This window comes from Streptomyces sp. P1-3 (assembly GCF_050613155.1).
GTDB lineage: Bacteria > Actinomycetota > Actinomycetes > Streptomycetales > Streptomycetaceae > Streptomyces.
Genome location: NZ_CP192512.1, coordinates 1,773,185 through 1,792,062, shown reverse-complemented (window position 1 = coordinate 1,792,062; position 18,878 = coordinate 1,773,185). Strand labels below are relative to the sequence as shown.

Sequence of the window (18,878 nt, the reverse complement as noted above, 5' to 3'; positions counted from 1 at the left end):
CAGAGCAGGCCAGCAGTCCGCTGTGCAGCGGCCATTCGCTGTTGTCACCGCCCGCGCCAGACGGGTTCGCGCTTCTCGGTGAACGCCCGCGGGCCCTCGACGGCATCCGCGCTGTGCCTGCGTCGCTGCTCCCAGGCGAACGGTGTGACGAAGGCTTCCGGGAGCGGCATGTCCAGGGAGCGCATCACCGCTTCCTTGATGGCGCGCACGGCCAGGGGAGCGCTGCGCTGCAGGGCGTCGGTCCATGCGGTGACGGCCGCATCGAGCTCCTCCTCCGGCACCACCTCGTTCACCAGGCCAAGGCGCAGCGCCTCGTCCGCACTCATCCGGCGGCCGGTCAGCAGGTAGCCCATTGCGGTCTTGAGGGGGATCTGGCGTGCCAGCCGGAACGCTCCTCCGGCGCCGGGCACCAATCCGAGGGTCGCCTCGGGCAGGGCGAAGACCGAGTGGTCGGAGGCGATGACGAGGTCGCAGGCCAGGGCGATTTCGAAGCCCCCGCCGAGTGCATAGCCGTTCACGCGGGCGATGACCGGTTTGGACAGGGTGAACCGCTCAGTCAGGCGGGGCCAACCCGGTTGACCGCGGCTGCCGAACGTCGACGGGGGCACCCCCTGCCGGTCGAGCTCGGCTCGCTCGCGCAGGTCCTGTCCGACCGAGAAGGACCTGCTGCCCGCGCCGGTCAGCACGGCGACCCACACCTCGTCATCGGCCTCGACGTCGTCCCAGACCCTGGCCAGCTCCTCGTGCGTCCGCAGATTCATCGCGTTGAGTACGGCCGGCCGATTGAGCGTCACATGGGCGACATGCCCCCTCTTCTCGTACAGCACCACCGGTTCTTCTGCGTCAGTCACCGAGCTGACACCCCCTTTTACGGGCGGAGTTCGAAGGAAGCGGCGGAGAACCGGCCGATGTGTGCGTGACGTTGTGCGTGACCGGGAAACGCCAGAAAAACAGAAAGGAGAGCGGAGCACGTCCCGGATCAACGCGGAAAGCGTTGGGGAGCGCTGGAACTCTCAGCGTGCGCCATCCTTGCGCCTCTGCCCCGCACAGGCAAGAACGGGTGTGTTCAACTGCCGCGCTGCCACACTTGAACCCCTGCCGATCCTGTTAAACACCCCTTACTCCAAGGGAGAGTTCACAGAGCGGTGTTCGTTGTTCAAGCGCTTCGGGACGCTATTGATCATCTATGGGGGTCCGCGCCATAGTGCTGCACGTATCGCTCGGGTGGGCTGCGGGGCGAGGCGTGTCGACACGTCCGGCCTCCGTGCTTGCTTTGTAGTCTCCGCAGTCCAGCGTTCCGCCAGCGGTGAGTTGGCATTCGCACTGCCCGGGACGAACCATCCCGTGGAATCTCGAAGAGAGGTGGGGCAGATGTCGGATGAGCAACTGTTTCTGCGTTCGAAGGCGATAGTCGAGCCGCTGGTCGACAGGTTCTTTGTCTGGCCGCACACATTGGCGCCCGTACAGGCCGCGATGAATCTCGCGTTCCTGCAGGTTCCGATGCTCGAGTCGTATTTGCAGAACCCGAAGGTGCACGTCGCGGCGAGCAACAACCCGGAGCTGCGCGGCGGTTACTTCGTCAATATCCCCGAGGAGCGCGCCGACGAGGTGCGTGACCTGGTGGCCGCCATCAAGCGGGACCGGGCAGACATGCTGGCGTTCGCCGACGCGATCGCCAAGGGCCAGGAGCTGCTGCGCGCCAACGCCACCGGCTTCGACCTGACGCCGCTGTACCCGCAGCTGCCGAAGGAGCTCGGCGGCCTGGTAGAGCTCGCCTACGACACCGACAACCAGGCGCAGATGCGGTTCATGGAGCCGCTCGTCTACAAGAACAGCGGCCTGTACAGCGAGGCGCGCCAGTCGGTGCAGCTGTCGCTCGAGCCGGGCTACGAGCGCCCGTTCATCCTGAGCACGCCGCGCCTGCCGTCGCCGGACGTGATCGACCTGCCGCTGCCGTTCCGGCACGAGGGTCTCAAGGACCTGTTCATGTCGCGCGTGCGCCCGACGACCCTGGCGAAGCTGCGCGAGGCCCTCGAGCTCAACGACGCGCAGGCGAAGCAGCTCACGGGCCTGCTGTCCGACCGGCCGAGCCTGTCCCCGGACCGGCACATCGAGTCGGGCGGCCGCATCCGCTACTTCGGGCACGCCTGCCTGGTGCTGCAGACGCCCGAGGCCGCCATCGTGACCGACCCGTTCATCAGCGCCGACAGCACGGCCGGTGACCGGTACACCCTGGACGACCTGCCGGACTACATCGACCTGGTGCTGATCACGCACGGCCACCAGGACCACATCGTCCTGGAGACGCTGCTCCAGCTGCGCGGCCGCGTCGGCGCGATCGTCGTGCCGCGCTCCTCCCGCGGCAACCTGTCCGACCCGTCCATGGCGCTGATGCTCAAGAACGTGGGCTTCGACGTCATCGAGGTCGACGACTTCGACGAGGTGGAGTTCCCCGGCGGCAAGATCACGGCGACGCCGTTCCTGGGCGAGCACTGCGACCTCGACATCCGCGGCAAGTCCACGTTCTGGGCGGAGCTCGCGGGCAAGAAGATCTACATCGGCGCGGACTCCTCCGGGATCGACCCGATGCTGTACCGCTACGTCAAGCAGCACCTGGGCACGGCCGACATCGCGTTCCTCGGCATGGAGTGCGACGGCGCCCCGCTGACCTGGCTGTACAAGGCGCTCCTGACCATCCCCGTCTCCAAGAAGCTGAGCCACTCCCGCAAGCTTTCGGGCTCGAACGCGGAGCAGGCCGCGGCCATCATGACGGAGCTCGGCGCCCGCGAGGCCTATGTGTACGCGATGGGCGAGGAGCCCTGGCTCGGCCACGTCATGGCCACCACGTACACCGAGGACACGTACCAGATCAAGCAGATCGAAGAGTTCATGACCTGGTGCAAGGAGCGCGACATCAAGGCCGGCCACCTGTACGGCCAGCAGGAGTGGCGCTGGTAGTCAGCGCCTGACTCCCCCCGTCCCTACGACTGAGGCGGACGGCCGCTTGGGCCGTCCGCCTCCTGGGAGGCACTCCCTTGGCCGCGACCCGGCTGAAGAAGGAGGAGCTGCACACCAGCGTCTCCGACCCGGTGCTCGACACCATGAACTTCCTCAACGAGATCACCCACCGCTACCCGGAGACGATCTCGTTCGCCCCGGGCCGCCCCTACGACGGCTTCTTCGACGTCGAGCAGATCTTCACGCACATCCGCCGCTACCTGCACCACCTCGAGGAGCAGGGCAACTCGCCCGCCAAGATCCGCGACGCGCTCTTCCAGTACGGCCCGACCGGCGGCCGCATCCGCGACCTGATCGCCGACTCGCTGCGCAAGGACGAGAACATCGACGTGCCGCCCGAGGCCGTCGTCGTCACCGTGGGCTGCCAGGAAGCGATGTTCCTCGCCCTGCGCGCACTCGTCCCCACACCCGAGGACGTGCTGCTGGTCTCCAGCCCCTGCTACCCGGGAATCACCGGCGCCGCCCGCATGCTCGGCTTCGAGCCGACCCCCGTCCAGGAGCGCGTCGACGGATTCCACTGCGCGGACCTGGAGGCGGCCCTCGCGGCGGAACGCGCCCGTGGCCGCCGCCCCCGCGCCTTCTACGTGGTGCCCGACCACGCCAACCCGTCCGGCAACACCATGTCGCTCCGGGAACGGCACGAGCTGCTCGACCTGGCCGCCCGGGAGGACATCCTCGTCCTGGAGGACAGCCCCTACCGGCTCGTCAGCCCTGGACAGCAGGTGCCGACCCTCAAGTCCCTCGACCGGGACCGGCGCGTCGTCCACCTCGGCTCCTACTCCAAGACCCTGTTCCCCGGCGCCCGCGTGGGGTTCGCCGTCGCCGACCAGCCCGTCGTCGACCGGGAGGGCAACACCGCCCTGCTGGCCGACGAGCTCATCAAGCTCAAGAGCATGGTCACGGTGAACACCTCGCCGCTGGCCCAGGCCGCGGTGGGGGGCATGCTGCTCGCCGCCGACGGACGGACCGCGGACCTCAACACCGAGACCGCCGCCCACTACGGCGCGGCCATGAAGGCCGTACTCCACGAGCTGGACGCGCAGTTCCCCGAAGAGGAGCGGGCCGCGCTCGGCGTCCGCTGGAACGAGCCCGCCGGTGGATTCTTCCTCGGCGTCGACGTCCCCTTCACCGCCGACAATGCCGCACTGGTGCGCTCGGCGGAGGAGCACGGCGTCATCTGGACGCCGATGTCCTACTTCTATCCGCAGGGCGGCGGCGACCGCAGCCTCCGGCTCTCGATCAGCTATCTGACCCCCGACGACATCGTCGAGGGCATCGCCCGGCTCGCGCGCTTCATCAGGGCCGAGGCCCCGGGCCGCGGCTGATCGCGGCCCGACCCGTCCGTGTCCACCGCCTACCGGAAAGTGATCAGTGTGATGGCAGCACAGTCCCGTGACCGCAGCAAGCGTCGTATGTGGGGGTGGAAGTACCGATGAGCGTAGACCTGACCCTTCCCGGCACCGGCGTCCTGGACGCCGTCGACCCGGGCCGCGGCAAGACCCCGGGCCGTGCCCGGATCACCAGCGTGGCCACCGCCACCACCGAGCACTCCTACACCCAGCGTGAGGTGCTCGACCTCTTCGACATCACGGACCCCAAGGTCCGCTCGGTGTTCCTCAACAGCGCGATCGAACGCCGCTTCCTGACCCTGCCGCCCCGGGACGCCGACGGCGCCCTGCGCAGCGAGGTCCAGGGCGAACTCCTCGACAAGCACAAGCGCATCGCCCTCGACATGGGAGCCCGCGCCGTGCGGGCCGCCCTGGACAACGTCGGCCTCGACATCGCCGACATCGACTACCTGTGCTGCACCACCACCACAGGCTTCCTCACCCCCGGCCTGAGCGCCCACCTCATACGTGACATGGGCATTCCGGCGAAGACCAGCCGCGTCGACGTCGTCGGCATGGGCTGCAACGCCGGGCTGAACGCTCTGAATGCCACGGCCAGCTGGGCCATGGCCAACCCCGGCAAGGCCGCCGTCATGCTGTGCACGGAAGCCTGCTCGGCCGCCTACGTCATCGACGACACCCTGCGCACATCCGTCGTGAACAGCCTCTTCGGCGACGGCGCCGCCGCGATCGTCCTGATGGCCGACGCCCCCGACACCGCCTACGCGGGGGCCGACGTGCCCGCCGCACCCGGCGGACCCCGGATCCTGGGCTTCTCCAGCCACCTGATCACCGACGCCATCGGCGCGATGCGCTACGACTGGGACGACGAGCAGGGGAAGTTCAGCTTCTACCTGGACCCCCACGTCCCCTACGTGGTCGGCGCCAACGCCGAACAGGTCGTCGATCGCCTCCTCGACGGCGCCGGACTGCGTCGCAGCGAGATCAGCCACTGGCTCGTGCACTCCGGCGGCAAGAAGGTCATCGACGCCGTCCGCGTCAACCTGGGCCTCACCCGTCACGACGTACGCCACACCACCGGCGTGCTGCGCGACTACGGAAACCTGTCGAGCGGTTCGTTCCTGTTCTCCTACGAACGGCTGCTCCAGGAAGGCGTCGTCCAGGCCGGCGACTACGGCGTCCTGATGACCATGGGCCCTGGCTCGACCATCGAGACAGCGCTGGTGCAATGGTGAACAACGAGCAGATGAACGGTGTCATGAACGCTATCTCCACGATCGATGCGCAGCTCGAGGCCGACGACCTGGTCCTGCGGATCGACGGAACCAAGCCCCTGTCGGCCGACGTCATCGCGGCCGTCACCGCCGTCTGCGACCGCGCCGAGGACGGCGCCGGACGGTCCCGCGTCATCGTCCAGGTCTCCGGAGCCCCGGCCGCACCGTGGACCGAGGACCTGACGACGTCGCTGGTCAGCAAGTGGGAGCGCGCGCTGCGCCGCCTCGAGCGGTTGCCCGTCGCCACTCTCGCCGTCGCCGAGGGCGACTGCGGCGGCCTCGCCCTGGACGCGCTGCTCGCCACCGACTACCGCATCGCCACCGGAACGCTCCGCCTGACGCTGCCCGTCACCGACGGCACCCAGTGGCCCGGCATGGCGCTGTACCGCCTCGCCAACCACGCGGCGAGCACCGCGATCCGCCGGGCCGTGCTCTTCGGCCTCCCCATCGAGGCCGCCGAAGCGCGCGACCTGCAGCTGATCGACGAGGTCAGCGACGACGTGGCGGGCAGCCTGGCCCAGATCACCGAACGCACGGCCGCCCTCTCGGGGAGCGACCTGGCGATCCGCCGCCAGCTGATGTTCGACGCCGCCACCACCACGTTCGAGGAAGCACTCGGCACCCACCTGGCGGCCTGCGACCTCACCCTGCGCCGGGCCGCCGCCGAGGCAGCGGCATGACGCACGCCGACGATCTGCGCGCCGTACGGGCCGACCTGGACCAGGCCCGTACGGCGATCGCCCGGGCGGCACGCGACACCGACGAGACGCTGCGCGCCCTGCCCGTACCGGAACACCGGTCACCGGAGCAGCGCGCCGCCGCACAGGCGGCGATCGACGCCACCCGCACCCTGCGCGCCGCGTTCCTCGAGACGCACGTGGAAGCCGTCTACGACGAGCTCACCACGGGCCGCACCCGCCACCTGCGGGTGACCGAACTCGCCCGCGCCGCGGCCACGGCCTTCCCCGGCCTCGTCCCCACCGACGAGCAGCTGGCCGACGAGCGCGCCCGGCCACAGGCCCACAAGGAAGGCCGCGAGATCGACCAGGGCATCTTCCTGCAGCACGTCCTGCGCTCGCCGGGGGCCGGACCGCACCTGTTCGACGCGATGCTGCGCCCGACCCCCCGCGCCCTCGAGCTCCTTCCGGAGTTCAGCCGCACCGGCAAGGTCGAACTCACCTCCGTACGCCTCGAACGCACAGGGGCCGTGGCTCGCCTCACCCTGTGCCGCGAGGACTCGCTGAACGCGGAGGACAACCAGCAGGTCGACGACATGGAGACCGCCGTCGACCTCGCCCTCCTCGACCCGGCTGTGGAAGTCGGTCTGGTCCGGGGCGGCGAGATGACCCACCCCCGCTACCGGGGCCGCCGCGTCTTCAGCGCGGGCATCAACCTGAAGACGCTGCACAGCGGCGGCATCTCCCTGACCGACTTCCTGCTGCGCCGCGAACTCGGCTACATCCACAAGCTGGTGCGCGGCGTCCTGACCGACGACGGCCCCGCCTGGCGGTCCCGCACCGTCGAGAAGCCGTGGATCGGCGTGGTCGACACCTTCGCGATCGGTGGCGGCTGTCAGCTCCTGCTGGCCTTCGACCATGTGATCGCGGCGGCGGACGCCTACGTCTCCCTGCCCGCGGCCAAGGAAGGGATCATCCCCGGGGCCTCCAACTACCGGCTGACGCGGGCTGTTGGCCCGCGCCGTGCCCGGCAGATCATCCTGGAGGGCCGGCGCCTCTTCGCCAGCGAACCCGATGCCGGGCTGCTGATCGACGAGGTCCACGACCACGGCGACCTGGACGCCGCCGTGGAACGCGCGGCCGAGCGCTTCCAGGGCTCCGCGGTCCTCGCCAACCGGCGGATGCTCAACCTCGCCGAGGAGTCACCCGAGGCGTTCCGCGAGTACATGGCCGAGTTCGCGCTCCAGCAGTCGCTGCGCCTGTACAGCTCCGACGTGATCGACAAGGTCGGGCGCTTCGCCACGGCTGCGACGACGGGACGGTAGCGGCAACGGGACGGTAGCGGCAACGCAAAAGTGTCCGCCCCGGTCCCCTCTCGAGAGGGGACCGGGGCGGACACTTTTATGCGTTACGCCGCGGTCAGCTTCACGGGCAGCCGCTCCGGCCCGTTCACCACGATCGAGTCGAGCAGCTTCGGCTCGCCGTCGAGCTCCACCCGGATCGAGCGGGTCAGCAACTCCTGGTAAAGCAACCGCAGTTCCACCTTCGCCAGCATGCTGCCGATGCAGAAGTGCTCACCGAAGCCGAGGGCCAGGTGCCGGTTGGGCTTGCGGGTGATGTCGAACGTGTCCGGGTCGTCGAAGATCCGCTCATCGCGGTTGGCCGACGGCAGCCAGAACGTGACCCGGTCGCCGACCTCCACCCGGCGCCCGTGGATCTCCGTCGGCCGCACCGCCGTACGCATGATGTGCGTGGCCGTGGACGTCCAGCGCAGGATCTCGTCGACCGCGGGCTGCAGCAGCGCCGGGTCCTCCCCGAGGCGCTGCCACTGCTCGGGGTGCTCCAGGAGCGCCAGCATGCCTCCGGAGGCGGCGATACGCGTGTTCTCCGTGCCCCCGACGAGCAGGTTGTTGCAGTTGAGCAGGACGTCCTCGGTGCTGAGCGGCTTCCCTTCGATGGTTCCCGTGACCAGCACGCTCACCAGGTCGTCGCCCGGGTCGTCCGCCTTCTCTTCCTGCAACTCCTCGAAGTACCCCATGATTTCGAGGTGGGCAAACCGGCGGGTGGCCGGGTCACCCGCGCCGAACGCCTGGCTCGTCAGGGTGTAAAGGCGCTCCCAGTCGGAGTCTGGAACGCCCATCATCTTGCAGATCACATACAGCGGTACGCGCGCGGCGACGTCCGTCACGAAGTCGCAACTCCCGCGCTCCAGGGCCGAGTCGACCACGGAGCGGGCCACGTCCTCCATCTCCGCCTCGAGTTCGCGCACCGACCGCACCGCGAACCACGAGTCGACCAGGCCGCGCAGCTGGCGGTGGCGGGGCGGGTCGGTGAGGGCAAGGGTCCGCCCGCCCCCGGGGTCGGCACCGTGGTCGGTCGGCCGCAGGAGGATTCCCTGGGCCGAGCTGAAGGTCTCGGAATCCCGATAGGCCGTGCGCACGTCCTCGTAACGGGTCAGTGCCCAGAAGCCCGGGAGTTCCGTGGGCGGATGCCAGTACATAGGCTCGTTGTCGCGGAGCCATCGCCACTGCACGAACGGGTCGCCGTCCGAATAGAGCTTGGGATCCACCAGGTTGATCTCCGGCTGCCCGGCCGGCTCACTGCGCATGCGGATGCCTCACAAGTTTTCTTGGTCCCCGGAACAGAAATGCGAGTTCCTCAAGGAGTTGGGAACGCGCCGGGAAATCGGCGAGCAAGCGGCCGGTAAGCGACGGATCACCATCCGTGAAGACGGGCCCGGCTTGACGCCGTCCATGGATTATCGACAGCGGCGCGAGTGACATTCCTTCAGGCGGATGTCACGCTGTCACGATGCTTCGCAAGTCGTCAAGATCGCGCCATCCGGCGTAATGTTCAACTGCTGCAAGGGCACAGTTGAACTGCCCGCACGAGCAATAGAGCCGCAGGTCGCGGGGTCTGCGGGCAGTGCGTGATCCAGACATTGAGTAACCGCACGGCCCTGGGTCATAGTGGATCACCACCGCAGAGTCGTGATGTCCCGTGAGGTGGCGTGGCGGCAGGTGGATTCCGGTCCCGCCATTCAGTGCGGTCTGCTGCGCCATGTATGTGCCAGCCGGCCGAAAATGCGTTGGTGAAACCCACTGACCATGCGTCCATGTCATTGCCCAGAGAGGACAACGTGATGACGAATCCGTTCGATGATCCCGATGCCAACTACCTGGTCCTGGTGAACGAAGAGGGACAGCACTCGCTCTGGCCGGTGTTCGTCGACGTACCGGAAGGCTGGGAGAAGGTCTTCGGGGAGGCCCCGCGCCAGGAGTGCCTCGACTACGTCGAGAAGTCCTGGACCGACATGCGCCCCAAGAGCCTGATCGGGGCCATGGAAGGCAAGTAGACCTACCCGGCCGCGGCCCCGGGACCGGTATCTGCCGGTCCCGGGTGTGCGCTGTGGCCCTGAGGTCCGGAGCGGGCCGTGGTCAGGCTCCCGCTCCCGGCGACGGTGTGATGGACCCACCTGCCCAACTGTCGGGCCAGGATCGCCTATTTAGCGTGAACCACCAGGTCAAAGCCTTGATCCAGAGGGCTGGGCGGTAATGCGGCACGCCCTGACGGAGGCGGGCCCCTGCTGTTCCAGTCGATGACGCGAACCGATTGGAGTATGCGGGAATGGCTACATCCGAGGCCGGACTCCGGGAACTGATGGCCGGTCAGCTCGCGGTGTGGTACGCGCAGCAGCTCGCGCCCGACAACCGCGGTTTCAACATCGCCGAGTACCTGGAGATCAGCGGCGGGGCCAAGCTCGAACTCCTGTTGGAGGCCGCACGGCGCAGGCTGCACGAGGCCGAGAGCCTGCGACTGCGCATCCGTGTCATCGACGGAACCCCTTGGCAGTACGTGCACGACGAGCGGGACTACCCCGTCCACGTCGTCGACCTGCGTGACGAGCCCGATCCGCGCGCGGCCGCCGAGGAGTGGATGCGCGCCGACCTGCGCCGCCCGGTGGACCTCGACGGCGGCCCGCTCTCCTCCCAGGCCATCATCAGGATCGGCGAGGATCTGCACCTCTGGTACACCCGCGTCCACCACCTCGTCATGGACGGCCTGGGCGGCGTGGCGCTCGCCACCCGCGGCGCCGAGATCTACACCGCCCTCCTGGAGGGCCGCGACCTCGACGACGGCGCCCTCGAGCCGGTTTCCGTGCTCCTCGACGCCGACCGCGCCTACCGTTCGTCCGGCGAGATCGAGCAGGACCGGCAGTTCTGGAACGACACCCTCGCAGGCCTGTCCGACGACACCGCCGCCGACACCGCCCACACCGGCCGACGCGCCCAGCACGCCCCCGTCCGCACCTCGGACGGCATCGACGTGCCGGAGGCCGCAGCCCTGAAGGCGGCCGCACGGCGCCTGAGGACCAACCTCGCCGGCCTGCTGATCACCGCCGCCGCCGTCTACGAGCACCGCGTCACCGGAGCCCGTGACGTGGTCATCGGCGTTCCCGTACGGGGGCGGGCGGGCCACCGCGAGGCCGCCATCCCCGGCATGACCTCCAACGTCCTGCCGGTCCGCGTGACCTTCGACCCGTCGACCACGGTGGCCGACGCCGTCCGGCAGACCTCCCGCGCGGTCCGCGAGGGCCTGCGCCACGAGCGCTACCGTCACGAAGAGATCCTCCGTGACCTGAAGATGGTCGACCGCGTCCTGTGCGGTCTGCACATCAACGTCATGGCGTTCGGCTACGACCTGCACTTCGGCGACCTTCCCGCCACCGCGCACAACCTCTCCACCGGCCCTGTCGACAACATCCGCATCGACGTCTACGACCGGTCCGGCCTCCAGATCAACGTCGATGCCAACCCGGACGTCCACGACGAGGCATCCGCCGCCGACGTACTGCGCCGCTTCCTGAACGTCGTGCAGTGGCTCACCACGACGCCTGCCACTGAACTTGTGGGGCTGGCTGAGGTGCTGGGTGAGGTTGAGCGTCGGCGGGTGCTGACGGAGTGGAATGACACTGGCGTTGAGGTGCCGTCGGGGTCGCTTTCGGGGTTGTTCGAGGCGCAGGTGGCTCGGACGCCGGGTGCGGTTGCCGTTGTTGCGGAGGGTGTTGAGGTTTCGTACGCGGAACTTGACGCTCGGGCCAATCAGTTGGCGCGGCACCTGCTCGGGCAGGGTGTCGGCCTGGAGTCTGTGGTGGGCGTGCGCTTGGAGCGTGGTGTCGACCTGGTCGTGGCACTGCTCGGCGTGCTGAAGGCGGGCGCTGCCTACCTTCCCGTTGACCCTGAACTGCCTGCTGAGCGCGTGGAGTTCATGCTCGCGGATGCGGGTGCTTCGGTGGTGGTGTCGGCGGAGACGTTCCAGGCGCTGGCTGGCATTGCCTCGGGTCCGTTGGCGGAGTCCGAGCGGGGTGTGCTGCGTGGGGATCACGCGGCGTATGTGCTGTTCACCTCCGGCTCGACGGGCCGCCCCAAGGGCGTGGTCGTCTCGCATTCGGGCATCGTGAACCGTCTGGCCTGGATGCAGTCCCGCTTTGGTCTGGTGCCGGGTGAGCGGGTGCTGCAGAAGACCCCGTTCGGCTTCGACGTGTCGGTGTGGGAGTTCTTCTGGCCGTTGATCCAGGGCGCCGTGCTGGTGGTGGCCCGCCCTGGCGGTCACCGCGACCCGGCTTATGTGGCCGAACTGATTGCAGCTGAGCGGGTGTCGACGGTGCACTTCGTGCCCTCGATGCTGGAAGCCTTCCTGAGCGACCCGGCTGCCGCGGGCGCCGGTGGGTCTTTGCGGCGTGTGGTCTGCTCCGGCGAGGCCCTGTCAACGGGCGTACAGGACCGCTTCTTTGAGGTCCTCGGCCAGCAGGTCGAGCTGCACAACCTCTACGGGCCCACGGAGGCGTCGGTCGACGTCACGGCCTGGCAGTGCGCTGCGGGCGAGCCGGTCGTGCCGATCGGTGGTCCGGTGGCCAACACCCGTCTGTACGTGCTGGATGCGGCCCTGCAGCCGGTGCCGGTCGGCGTGGGGGGCGAACTGTACATCGCGGGCGTGCAGTTGGCCCGCGGCTACACCTCCCGCGCGGGCCTGACCGCCGAGCGCTTCGTAGCCAGTCCGTACGGCGCTCCCGGCGAGCGCCTGTACCGCACCGGTGACCTGGCCCGCTGGAATGCGGACGGTCAGCTGGAGTACCTGGGTCGCGCGGATGAGCAGGTGAAGATCCGTGGCTTCCGTATCGAGCCGGGCGAGATCCAGGCCGTCATCGCCGCCCACCCGCAGGTCGCCCAGGCCGCCGTCATCGCCCGCGAGGACGCTCCGGGTGGCAAGCGCCTGGTCGCGTACATCGTCCCGGCCGAAGGCGCAAACGACGAACTGCCGCACTCTGTCCGGGAGTTCGCTGCTGCCCGCCTGCCGGAGTACATGGTCCCCTCGGCCGTCATGGTCCTGGAGGCGCTGCCGCTGACGGTCAACGGCAAGCTCGACCGCAAGGCCCTCCCCGCCCCCGAGTACATGTCCGGCTCCGGTCGTGGCCCGGAGACGGTCCGCGAGGAGATCCTCTGCGCCGCCTTCGCCGAGGTCCTGGGCCTCGACAGTGTCGGCGTCGACGACAGCTTCTTCGCCCTGGGCGGCCACTCCCTCCTGGCCATCCGTCTCGTGGAGATCCTCCGCACCCGTGGCGTGACCATCTCAGTCCCGACGCTGTTCGACTCGCCGACCGTTGCGGGCCTGGCCGCCGCGTCGGGTGCGGAGAGCGTCGTCGTGCCGCCCAACGCTATCCCCGAAGGCGCGCAGGCGATCACGCCCGACATGCTGCCGCTGGTCGACCTGACCGCCGACGAGATCGAGCGCGTCGTCGCCACCGTCGACGGCGGCGCGGCCAACGTCGCCGACATCTACCCGCTCACCCCGCTCCAGGAAGGTCTGCTCTTCCACCACCTGCTCGCCGACGGCGGCGAGGACGCCTACGTCACGCCCACGGTGCTGCGGTTCGACTCGCGTGACCGCCTTGACGCCTTTATGCACGCGCTGGAGAAGGTGGTGCAGCGGCACGACGTCTTCCGCACCTCGATGGTGTGGGAGGGCCTTCGCGCGCCCGTACAGGTGGTCTGGCGCCACGCTCAACTCGCAATCGAAGACGTTGAGCTGGACCCCCAGTGCGCGGACCCGGTGCAGGAACTGCTGACCGGGGCCGGTCTGACGATGGACCTGGGGCAGGCGCCGCTCATCCGGGTGCACGTGGCGGCCGAGCCCGATGGCGACCGGTGGCTGGCGCTGATGCGCCTGCACCACATCATCGAGGACCACACCGCGCTGGAGATCCTCGTCGGCGAGGTGGAGGCCCTGCTCACCGAGCGGGGCGCCGAGCTGCCCGAGCCGCTGGCGTTCCGCGACTTCGTCGTGCAGGCGCGTGCCGGGGTCGAGAGCGGGAAGCACGAGGCGTTCTTCGCGGGCCTGCTGGCCGACGTCGATGAGACCACCGCGCCGTACGGCCTGGTGGACACGCGCAGGGACGGCGTGGACACCGTCGAGGCGATGGTCGGCCTCGAGCCGGACCTTGTCGCCCGCGTCCGCGAGGCCGCCCGCCGCCTGGGCGCGACCGCCGCGACCGTGCTGCACGTGGCCTGGGCGCGGGCGCTGGCCGCGGTCAGCGGCCGTGACGACGTCGTCTTCGGCACCGTCCTGTTCGGGCGCATGAGCACCGGCGCCGGTGCGGGCCGGGTGCCGGGGCCGTTCATCAACACGCTGCCGGTGCGGTTGCGCCTCGACGAGACCACCGCGGTGAGGGCGGTACGGGGGATGCGCGGCCAGCTCGCCGCGCTGCTCGAGCACGAGCACGCCCCGCTCGCCCTCGCACAGCAGGCCAGCGGGGTGCCCGGGGACGCACCGCTGTTCACGTCGCTGCTCAACTACCGCCCGAACAACGGCCTCAACCGCGAGACCACCGAGCTCCTCGACGGCGTCGAGGTGGCGTTTTTCCGGGAGCGCACCAACTACCCGCTGTCGATCGCCATCGACGACGACGGCACCAAGATCGGCCTGATCGTGGAGGCGATCGCCCCGGTCGACGCGAATGCCGTGGCGGCGCTGGTGTGCACGACCACCGAGAACCTGGTGGCGGCGCTGGAGTCGGCGCTCGACGGTGGGCCTGATGTGTCGTTGAGCGGTGTTCGTGTGCTCGATGAGGGTCAGCGTCATCTGGTGCTGAGTGCGTGGAACGACACGGCGGTTGAGGTGTCGTCGGTGTTGGTGCCGGAGTTGTTTGCGGCGCAGGTGGCGCGGACGCCGGATGCGGTGGCGGTTGTCGCTGACGGTGTCGAGGTGTCGTACGCCGAACTGGACGCGCGTGCCGGTCAGTTGGCGCATCACCTGATTGCTCTGGGTGTGGGTCCGGAGTCGATCGTTGGTCTGTGTCTGCCGCGTGGGGTGGACATGGTGGTCGGGATTCTTGCGGTGTGGAAGGCGGGCGGTGCGTATGTGCCGTTGGATCCGGAGTATCCGGTGGAGCGCCTGGAGTTCATGCTCGCTGACAGTGGGGCCCAGGTCGTCATCGGCCACGGGGCCACGGTTTCCGGGCTGACGGGTTCGTTGCCGCTGGTGTGCCTGGATGACCCGCAGATGGCCGGGGAGCTGGCGCAGCTGCCCACGGTTTCGCCGAACGTGACGGTGGCCTCTGACGGTCTCGCGTACGTGATCTACACCTCCGGCTCGACGGGGCGCCCCAAGGGTGTCGCAGTCCGTCACGGTGGTGTGGCCAACCTCGTCTCGGTGTTTGGTCCGTTGATGGAGGTCGGGCCGGGGGTGGGTGTGCTGCAGTTCGCCTCCTTCAGCTTCGATGCCTCCGTCCTGGACGTCGCGGTCACTCTGAGCCGGGGTGGCTCGCTGGTGGTGGCGGGTGCTGCGGAGCGGGCCGAGCCGCGTCTGCTGCGGGATCTGGTGACCTCTGCCGGGGTGCGTTCGGCCAGTGTGGTGCCGTCCCTGTTGGGTGTGTTGGAGCCGGAGGATCTGGCGCAGGTCAGCTCGCTGGTGATCGGCGCGGAGGCGGTCGAGCCGGGGCTTGCGGCTGCGTGGGCCAAGGGTCGACGCCTGGTCAATACGTACGGGCCGACCGAGGCCACGGTCATCGTGGCCACCGGTGTGGTGGACCCGGAGGAAGCGGCCGACGGTGGTGTGGTGCCGTTCGGGTCTCCTGCTGCCAATACGCAGATGTACGTGCTCGACCGGAACCTCGAGCCGGTGGCGCCGGGTGTCGTGGGTGAGCTGTATGTGGCGGGCGCTCAGCTCACGCGCGGGTATGTGCGCCGTGCCGGTCTGACGGCGGAGCGGTTCGTGGCCTGCCCGTTCGGGGCGCCGGGTTCGCGGATGTACCGGTCCGGCGACTTGGCGCGGTGGACCGACGACGGACAGTTGGTGTTCGCGGGTCGTGCGGATGAGCAGGTCAAGGTCCGTGGCTTCCGTATTGAGTTGGGCGAGGTGCAGGCGGCGGTGGCCGCGCACCCGCAGGTCGCCCAGGCCGCGGTGATCGCCCGCGAGGATGCTCCGGGCGACAAGCGTCTTGTCGCGTACGTCGTTCCGGCCGAGGGCGCGGGCAACGGTGAACTGTCGGGGTCCGTCACTGAGTTGGTGGCTTCGTCACTGCCTGCGCACATGGTGCCCTCCGCGGTCGTCGTCCTGGACGCGCTGCCGTTGACGGTCAACGGCAAGCTCGACCGCGCCGCACTGCCGACGCCGGAGTACGCGACGGGTTCGGGTCGTGGGCCGTCGACGGTGCGCGAGGAGATCCTTTGCGCCGCGTTCGCCGAGGTCCTGGGCCTGGACAGTGTCGGCGTCGACGACAGCTTCTTCGTCCTCGGTGGCCACTCCCTCCTGGCGATTCAGCTGGTGGAGGTCCTGCGCACCCGTGGCGTGACCGTGTCGGTGCGGGCGCTGTTCGACGCGCCGACCGTGGCGGGTCTTGCCGCCGCGTCGGGTGCGGAGAGTGTCGTCGTGCCGCCCAACGCGATCCCCGAAGGCGCGCAGGCGATCACGCCGGAGATGCTGCCGCTGGTCGACCTGACCGCGGAGGAGGTCGAGCGTGTCGTCGCCACCGTCGAGGGCGGCGCGGCGAACGTCGCCGACATCTACCCCCTCGCCCCCCTTCAGGAGGGCATGCTCTTCCACCACCTCCTCGCCGAGGGCGGCGAGGACGCCTACGTCATGCAGACGGTCCTCGAGCTCGACGGCCGCGAACGCCTTGACGCGTTCGCCGACGCCCTCCAGCAGGTACTGGACCGGCACGACACCTTCCGTACCGCCATCGTGTGGGAGGGCCTGCGCGAGCCGGTCCAGGTGGTGTGGCGGCACGCCCAACTCCCCGTAGTGGAAGCCGAACTCGACCCGCGGGGTGGCGATCCCGTCGAGCAGCTCTTGGCCGCCGGTGGTCTGTCGGTGGACCTGGGCCGGGCCCCGTTGCTCGGACTCCACGTGGCCGCCACGCCGGACGGCCGGTGGCTGGCGCTGCTGCGGATGCACCACATGGTGCAGGACCACACGACCCTGGAGCTGCTGCTCCAGGAAGTGCAGACCGTCCTCGCCGGGCGGGCTGCCGAACTGCCGGAGCCGGTGCCGTTCCGTGCCTTCGTGGCGCAGGCCCGCGCCGGGCAGGGCAGCGGGGAACACGAGCGGTTCTTCGCCGAGCTGCTCGGTGACGTCGACGAGCCCACGGCGCCGTACGGGCTGCTCGACGCGCACGGCGACGGCATGGACTCGGTGCAGACACGGCGGGAACTCGCGGTGGATCTCGAGGCGCGGCTGCGCGAGGTGGCGCGGCGGCTCGGCGCGAGCCCGGCGACCGTGCTGCATGTGGCGTGGGCGCGTGTCCTCGCCGCGGTCAGCGGCCGTGACGACGTGGTGTTCGGAACCGTCCTGTTCGGGCGCATGACCGCTGGTGCCGGTGCGGACGTGCCCGGTCTGTTCATGAACACGCTGCCGGTGCGGCTGCGGGTGGACGAGACTAGCGCGGTCGCGGCGGTCGCGGCGATGCGGGGTCAGCTGGCGGGGCTGCTCGAGCACGAGCAGGCCCCGCTCACCCTGGCGCAGCAGGCCAGCGCGCTGCCGGGGGACGCACCGCTGTTCAGCTCGATGCTCAACTACCGCCACAACACCGGCTACGACAGCCGGCGCGCGGTCCGGATCGGCGACGGCGTCCAGGTGGTGTTCGTACGCGAGCGCACCAACTACCCGCTGGCCGTGGTCTTCGACGATGACGGTGACGGCCTCGGCCTGACGGTGGACGCGATCGCTCCGATCGACGCGGACGCCGTGGCGGCGATGGTGGACACGGCCGCGGAGAGCCTCGTGGTCGTGTTGGAGCGGGCCCTGGAGGGGGGTCCGGAGCTGCCGTTGAGCACCGTGGAGGTGCTGGACGGGGCCGAGCGTCAGCGTCTGCTCGTCGAGTGGAGCGGTAGTGCCGCGGCCGGCACATCGGATGAGGCGTCGCTGTCGACGATTCCGCAGGTGTACGAGGCGCAGGCGGCGCGGACTCCGGATGCGGTGGCCGTGTCCGGTGACGGCCTCGAGGTGTCGTACGCGGAGCTGGACGCGCGCGCGAACCGCCTTGCGCGGCTGCTGGTCGGCCGGGGTGTGGGTGCGGAGTCCGTGGTGGGAGTGTGCCTGGAGCGCGGCGTCGACCTGATCGTGGCACTCCTGGGCGTACTGAAGACGGGCGCCGCGTACCTGCCGATCGACCCGGCCCACCCCGCCGAGCGGATGGCCTTCGTGTTGGGGGACGCGGCTGCTGGTGTGGTGGTCACGGATCTGGACTGCCGTGACCGGCTGCCCGGCCGGAACGGCGCGGACGGCCTTGAGGCGCTGGTCCTTGACGAGCCTTCAACGGCACGTGAACTGGCCGAAGTGGACGCCTCGGTGTTGTCGGATGCGGAGCGCGGTGGGCCGCTGTTGGCGGGTCATGCGGCGTATGTGATCTACACGTCGGGGTCGACGGGTCGCCCGAAGGGTGTGGTGGTGTCGCATGCGAATGCGGTGCGGCTCTTCACGGCGACCGGGCGGTGGTTTGAGTTCGGGGCCGGGGATGTGTGGACATGGTTCCACTCGTTCGCGTTCGACTTCTCGGTGTGGGAGTTGTGGGGCGCGTTGCTGCACGGCGGCCGTGTTGTGGTGGTGCCGTTTGAGGTCTCACGTTCCCCGCGAGAGTTTCTGCGGTTGCTGGTGCGTGAGCGGGTGACGGTGTTGAACCAGACGCCGTCGGCGTTCTACCAGCTGATGCAGGCTGAGGCGGTTGAGCCGCAGCTGGGTGCGGAACTCGCGCTGCGTGCAGTGGTGTTCGGTGGTGAGGCATTGGATCCGGCGCGGTTGCGGGAGTGGTATGCCCGCCACGAGGCGGATGCGCCGCGGTTGGTGAACATGTACGGGATCACCGAGACCACGGTGCACGTCACCTATGCCCCGTTGGATGAGCGGGCGGCGGTGGAGGGTGCGGCCAGCGTGATCGGGCGGGGGATTCCTGATCTGCGGCTGTATGTGCTGGATGGGCGTCTGGAGCCGGTTCCGGCTGGTGTTGCTGGTGAGTTGTATGTGGCCGGTGCGGGTGTGGCTCGGGGCTATCTGGGCCGCACAGCGCT

General features: G+C 69.4%; 9 protein-coding genes (1 of these 9 cut by a window edge). 7 read left to right on the top strand and 2 right to left on the bottom strand.

Annotated elements, in window-relative coordinates:
* Positions 1-44: 44 nt before the first annotated feature.
* Positions 45-851 (bottom strand): enoyl-CoA-hydratase DpgD, encoded by an 807-nt coding sequence (dpgD, locus tag ACQUSR_RS07360; protein WP_431041744.1) that lies wholly within the window; start codon positions 849-851, stop codon positions 45-47.
* A 520-nt stretch (positions 852-1,371) separates the two neighbouring features.
* Here dpgD and ACQUSR_RS07355 point away from each other — a divergent pair.
* The 5 genes from ACQUSR_RS07355 to dpgC all read left to right on the top strand — a co-directional run bounded on the left by ACQUSR_RS07355 (position 1,372) and on the right by dpgC (position 7,643).
* Complete coding sequence (locus ACQUSR_RS07355) at positions 1,372-2,958, top strand: MBL fold metallo-hydrolase (RefSeq protein ID WP_431041743.1); 1,587 nt, start codon at positions 1,372-1,374, stop codon at positions 2,956-2,958.
* A 77-nt stretch (positions 2,959-3,035) separates the two neighbouring features.
* The gene (locus ACQUSR_RS07350) at positions 3,036-4,343 is read left to right on the top strand and encodes a PLP-dependent aminotransferase family protein (RefSeq protein WP_431041742.1); all 1,308 of its coding nucleotides are present in this window, start codon (positions 3,036-3,038) and stop codon (positions 4,341-4,343) included.
* Between the two features lie 107 nt (positions 4,344-4,450).
* Positions 4,451-5,602, top strand: coding sequence for a 3,5-dihydroxyphenylacetyl-CoA synthase DpgA (gene dpgA, locus ACQUSR_RS07345; RefSeq protein WP_431041741.1), 1,152 nt, complete (start codon positions 4,451-4,453; stop codon positions 5,600-5,602).
* 23 nt (positions 5,603-5,625) lie between these two features.
* On the top strand, positions 5,626-6,321 hold the full coding sequence (gene dpgB, locus ACQUSR_RS07340) for an enoyl-CoA-hydratase DpgB (RefSeq protein WP_431041740.1): 696 nt from the start codon (positions 5,626-5,628) through the stop codon (positions 6,319-6,321).
* A complete protein-coding gene (dpgC, locus tag ACQUSR_RS07335; RefSeq protein ID WP_431041739.1) occupies positions 6,318-7,643 on the top strand; it encodes a (3,5-dihydroxyphenyl)acetyl-CoA 1,2-dioxygenase DpgC in 1,326 nt (441 codons plus the stop codon). Before dpgB ends, dpgC begins: the two co-directional genes overlap by 4 nt.
* 83 nt (positions 7,644-7,726) lie before the next feature.
* Here dpgC and ACQUSR_RS07330 read toward each other — a convergent pair whose 3' ends face one another.
* Positions 7,727-8,926: a cytochrome P450 gene (locus ACQUSR_RS07330; RefSeq protein WP_431041738.1), complete on the bottom strand. Its 1,200-nt coding sequence runs from the start codon at positions 8,924-8,926 to the stop codon at positions 7,727-7,729.
* 534 nt (positions 8,927-9,460) lie between these two features.
* Here ACQUSR_RS07330 and ACQUSR_RS07325 point away from each other — a divergent pair.
* Together ACQUSR_RS07325 and ACQUSR_RS07320 are read left to right on the top strand one after the other, a co-directional pair.
* Positions 9,461-9,673 (top strand): MbtH family protein, encoded by a 213-nt coding sequence (locus ACQUSR_RS07325; protein ID WP_431047434.1) that lies wholly within the window; start codon positions 9,461-9,463, stop codon positions 9,671-9,673.
* 272 nt (positions 9,674-9,945) lie between these two features.
* Positions 9,946-18,878, top strand: the start of a protein-coding gene (locus ACQUSR_RS07320; RefSeq protein ID WP_431041737.1) for a non-ribosomal peptide synthase/polyketide synthase. Its footprint extends 13,534 nt past the window's final position; 8,933 of the gene's 22,467 nt are visible here — the first part of the coding sequence; it begins with the start codon at positions 9,946-9,948; the stop codon falls past the right edge of the window.

What these genes read in the sequence shown, in the direction of transcription:
- ACQUSR_RS07330 (WP_431041738.1), bottom strand. Translation starts at nt 8,926, where the DNA reads ATGCGCAGTGAGCCGGCCGGGCAGCCGGAGATCAACCTGGTGGATCCC.
- ACQUSR_RS07355 (WP_431041743.1), top strand. Translation starts at nt 1,372, where the DNA reads ATGTCGGATGAGCAACTGTTTCTGCGTTCGAAGGCGATAGTCGAGCCG.
- ACQUSR_RS07325 (WP_431047434.1), top strand. Translation starts at nt 9,461, where the DNA reads ATGACGAATCCGTTCGATGATCCCGATGCCAACTACCTGGTCCTGGTG.
- dpgA (WP_431041741.1), top strand. Translation starts at nt 4,451, where the DNA reads ATGAGCGTAGACCTGACCCTTCCCGGCACCGGCGTCCTGGACGCCGTC.
- dpgB (WP_431041740.1), top strand. Translation starts at nt 5,626, where the DNA reads ATGAACGCTATCTCCACGATCGATGCGCAGCTCGAGGCCGACGACCTG.
- dpgC (WP_431041739.1), top strand. Translation starts at nt 6,318, where the DNA reads ATGACGCACGCCGACGATCTGCGCGCCGTACGGGCCGACCTGGACCAG.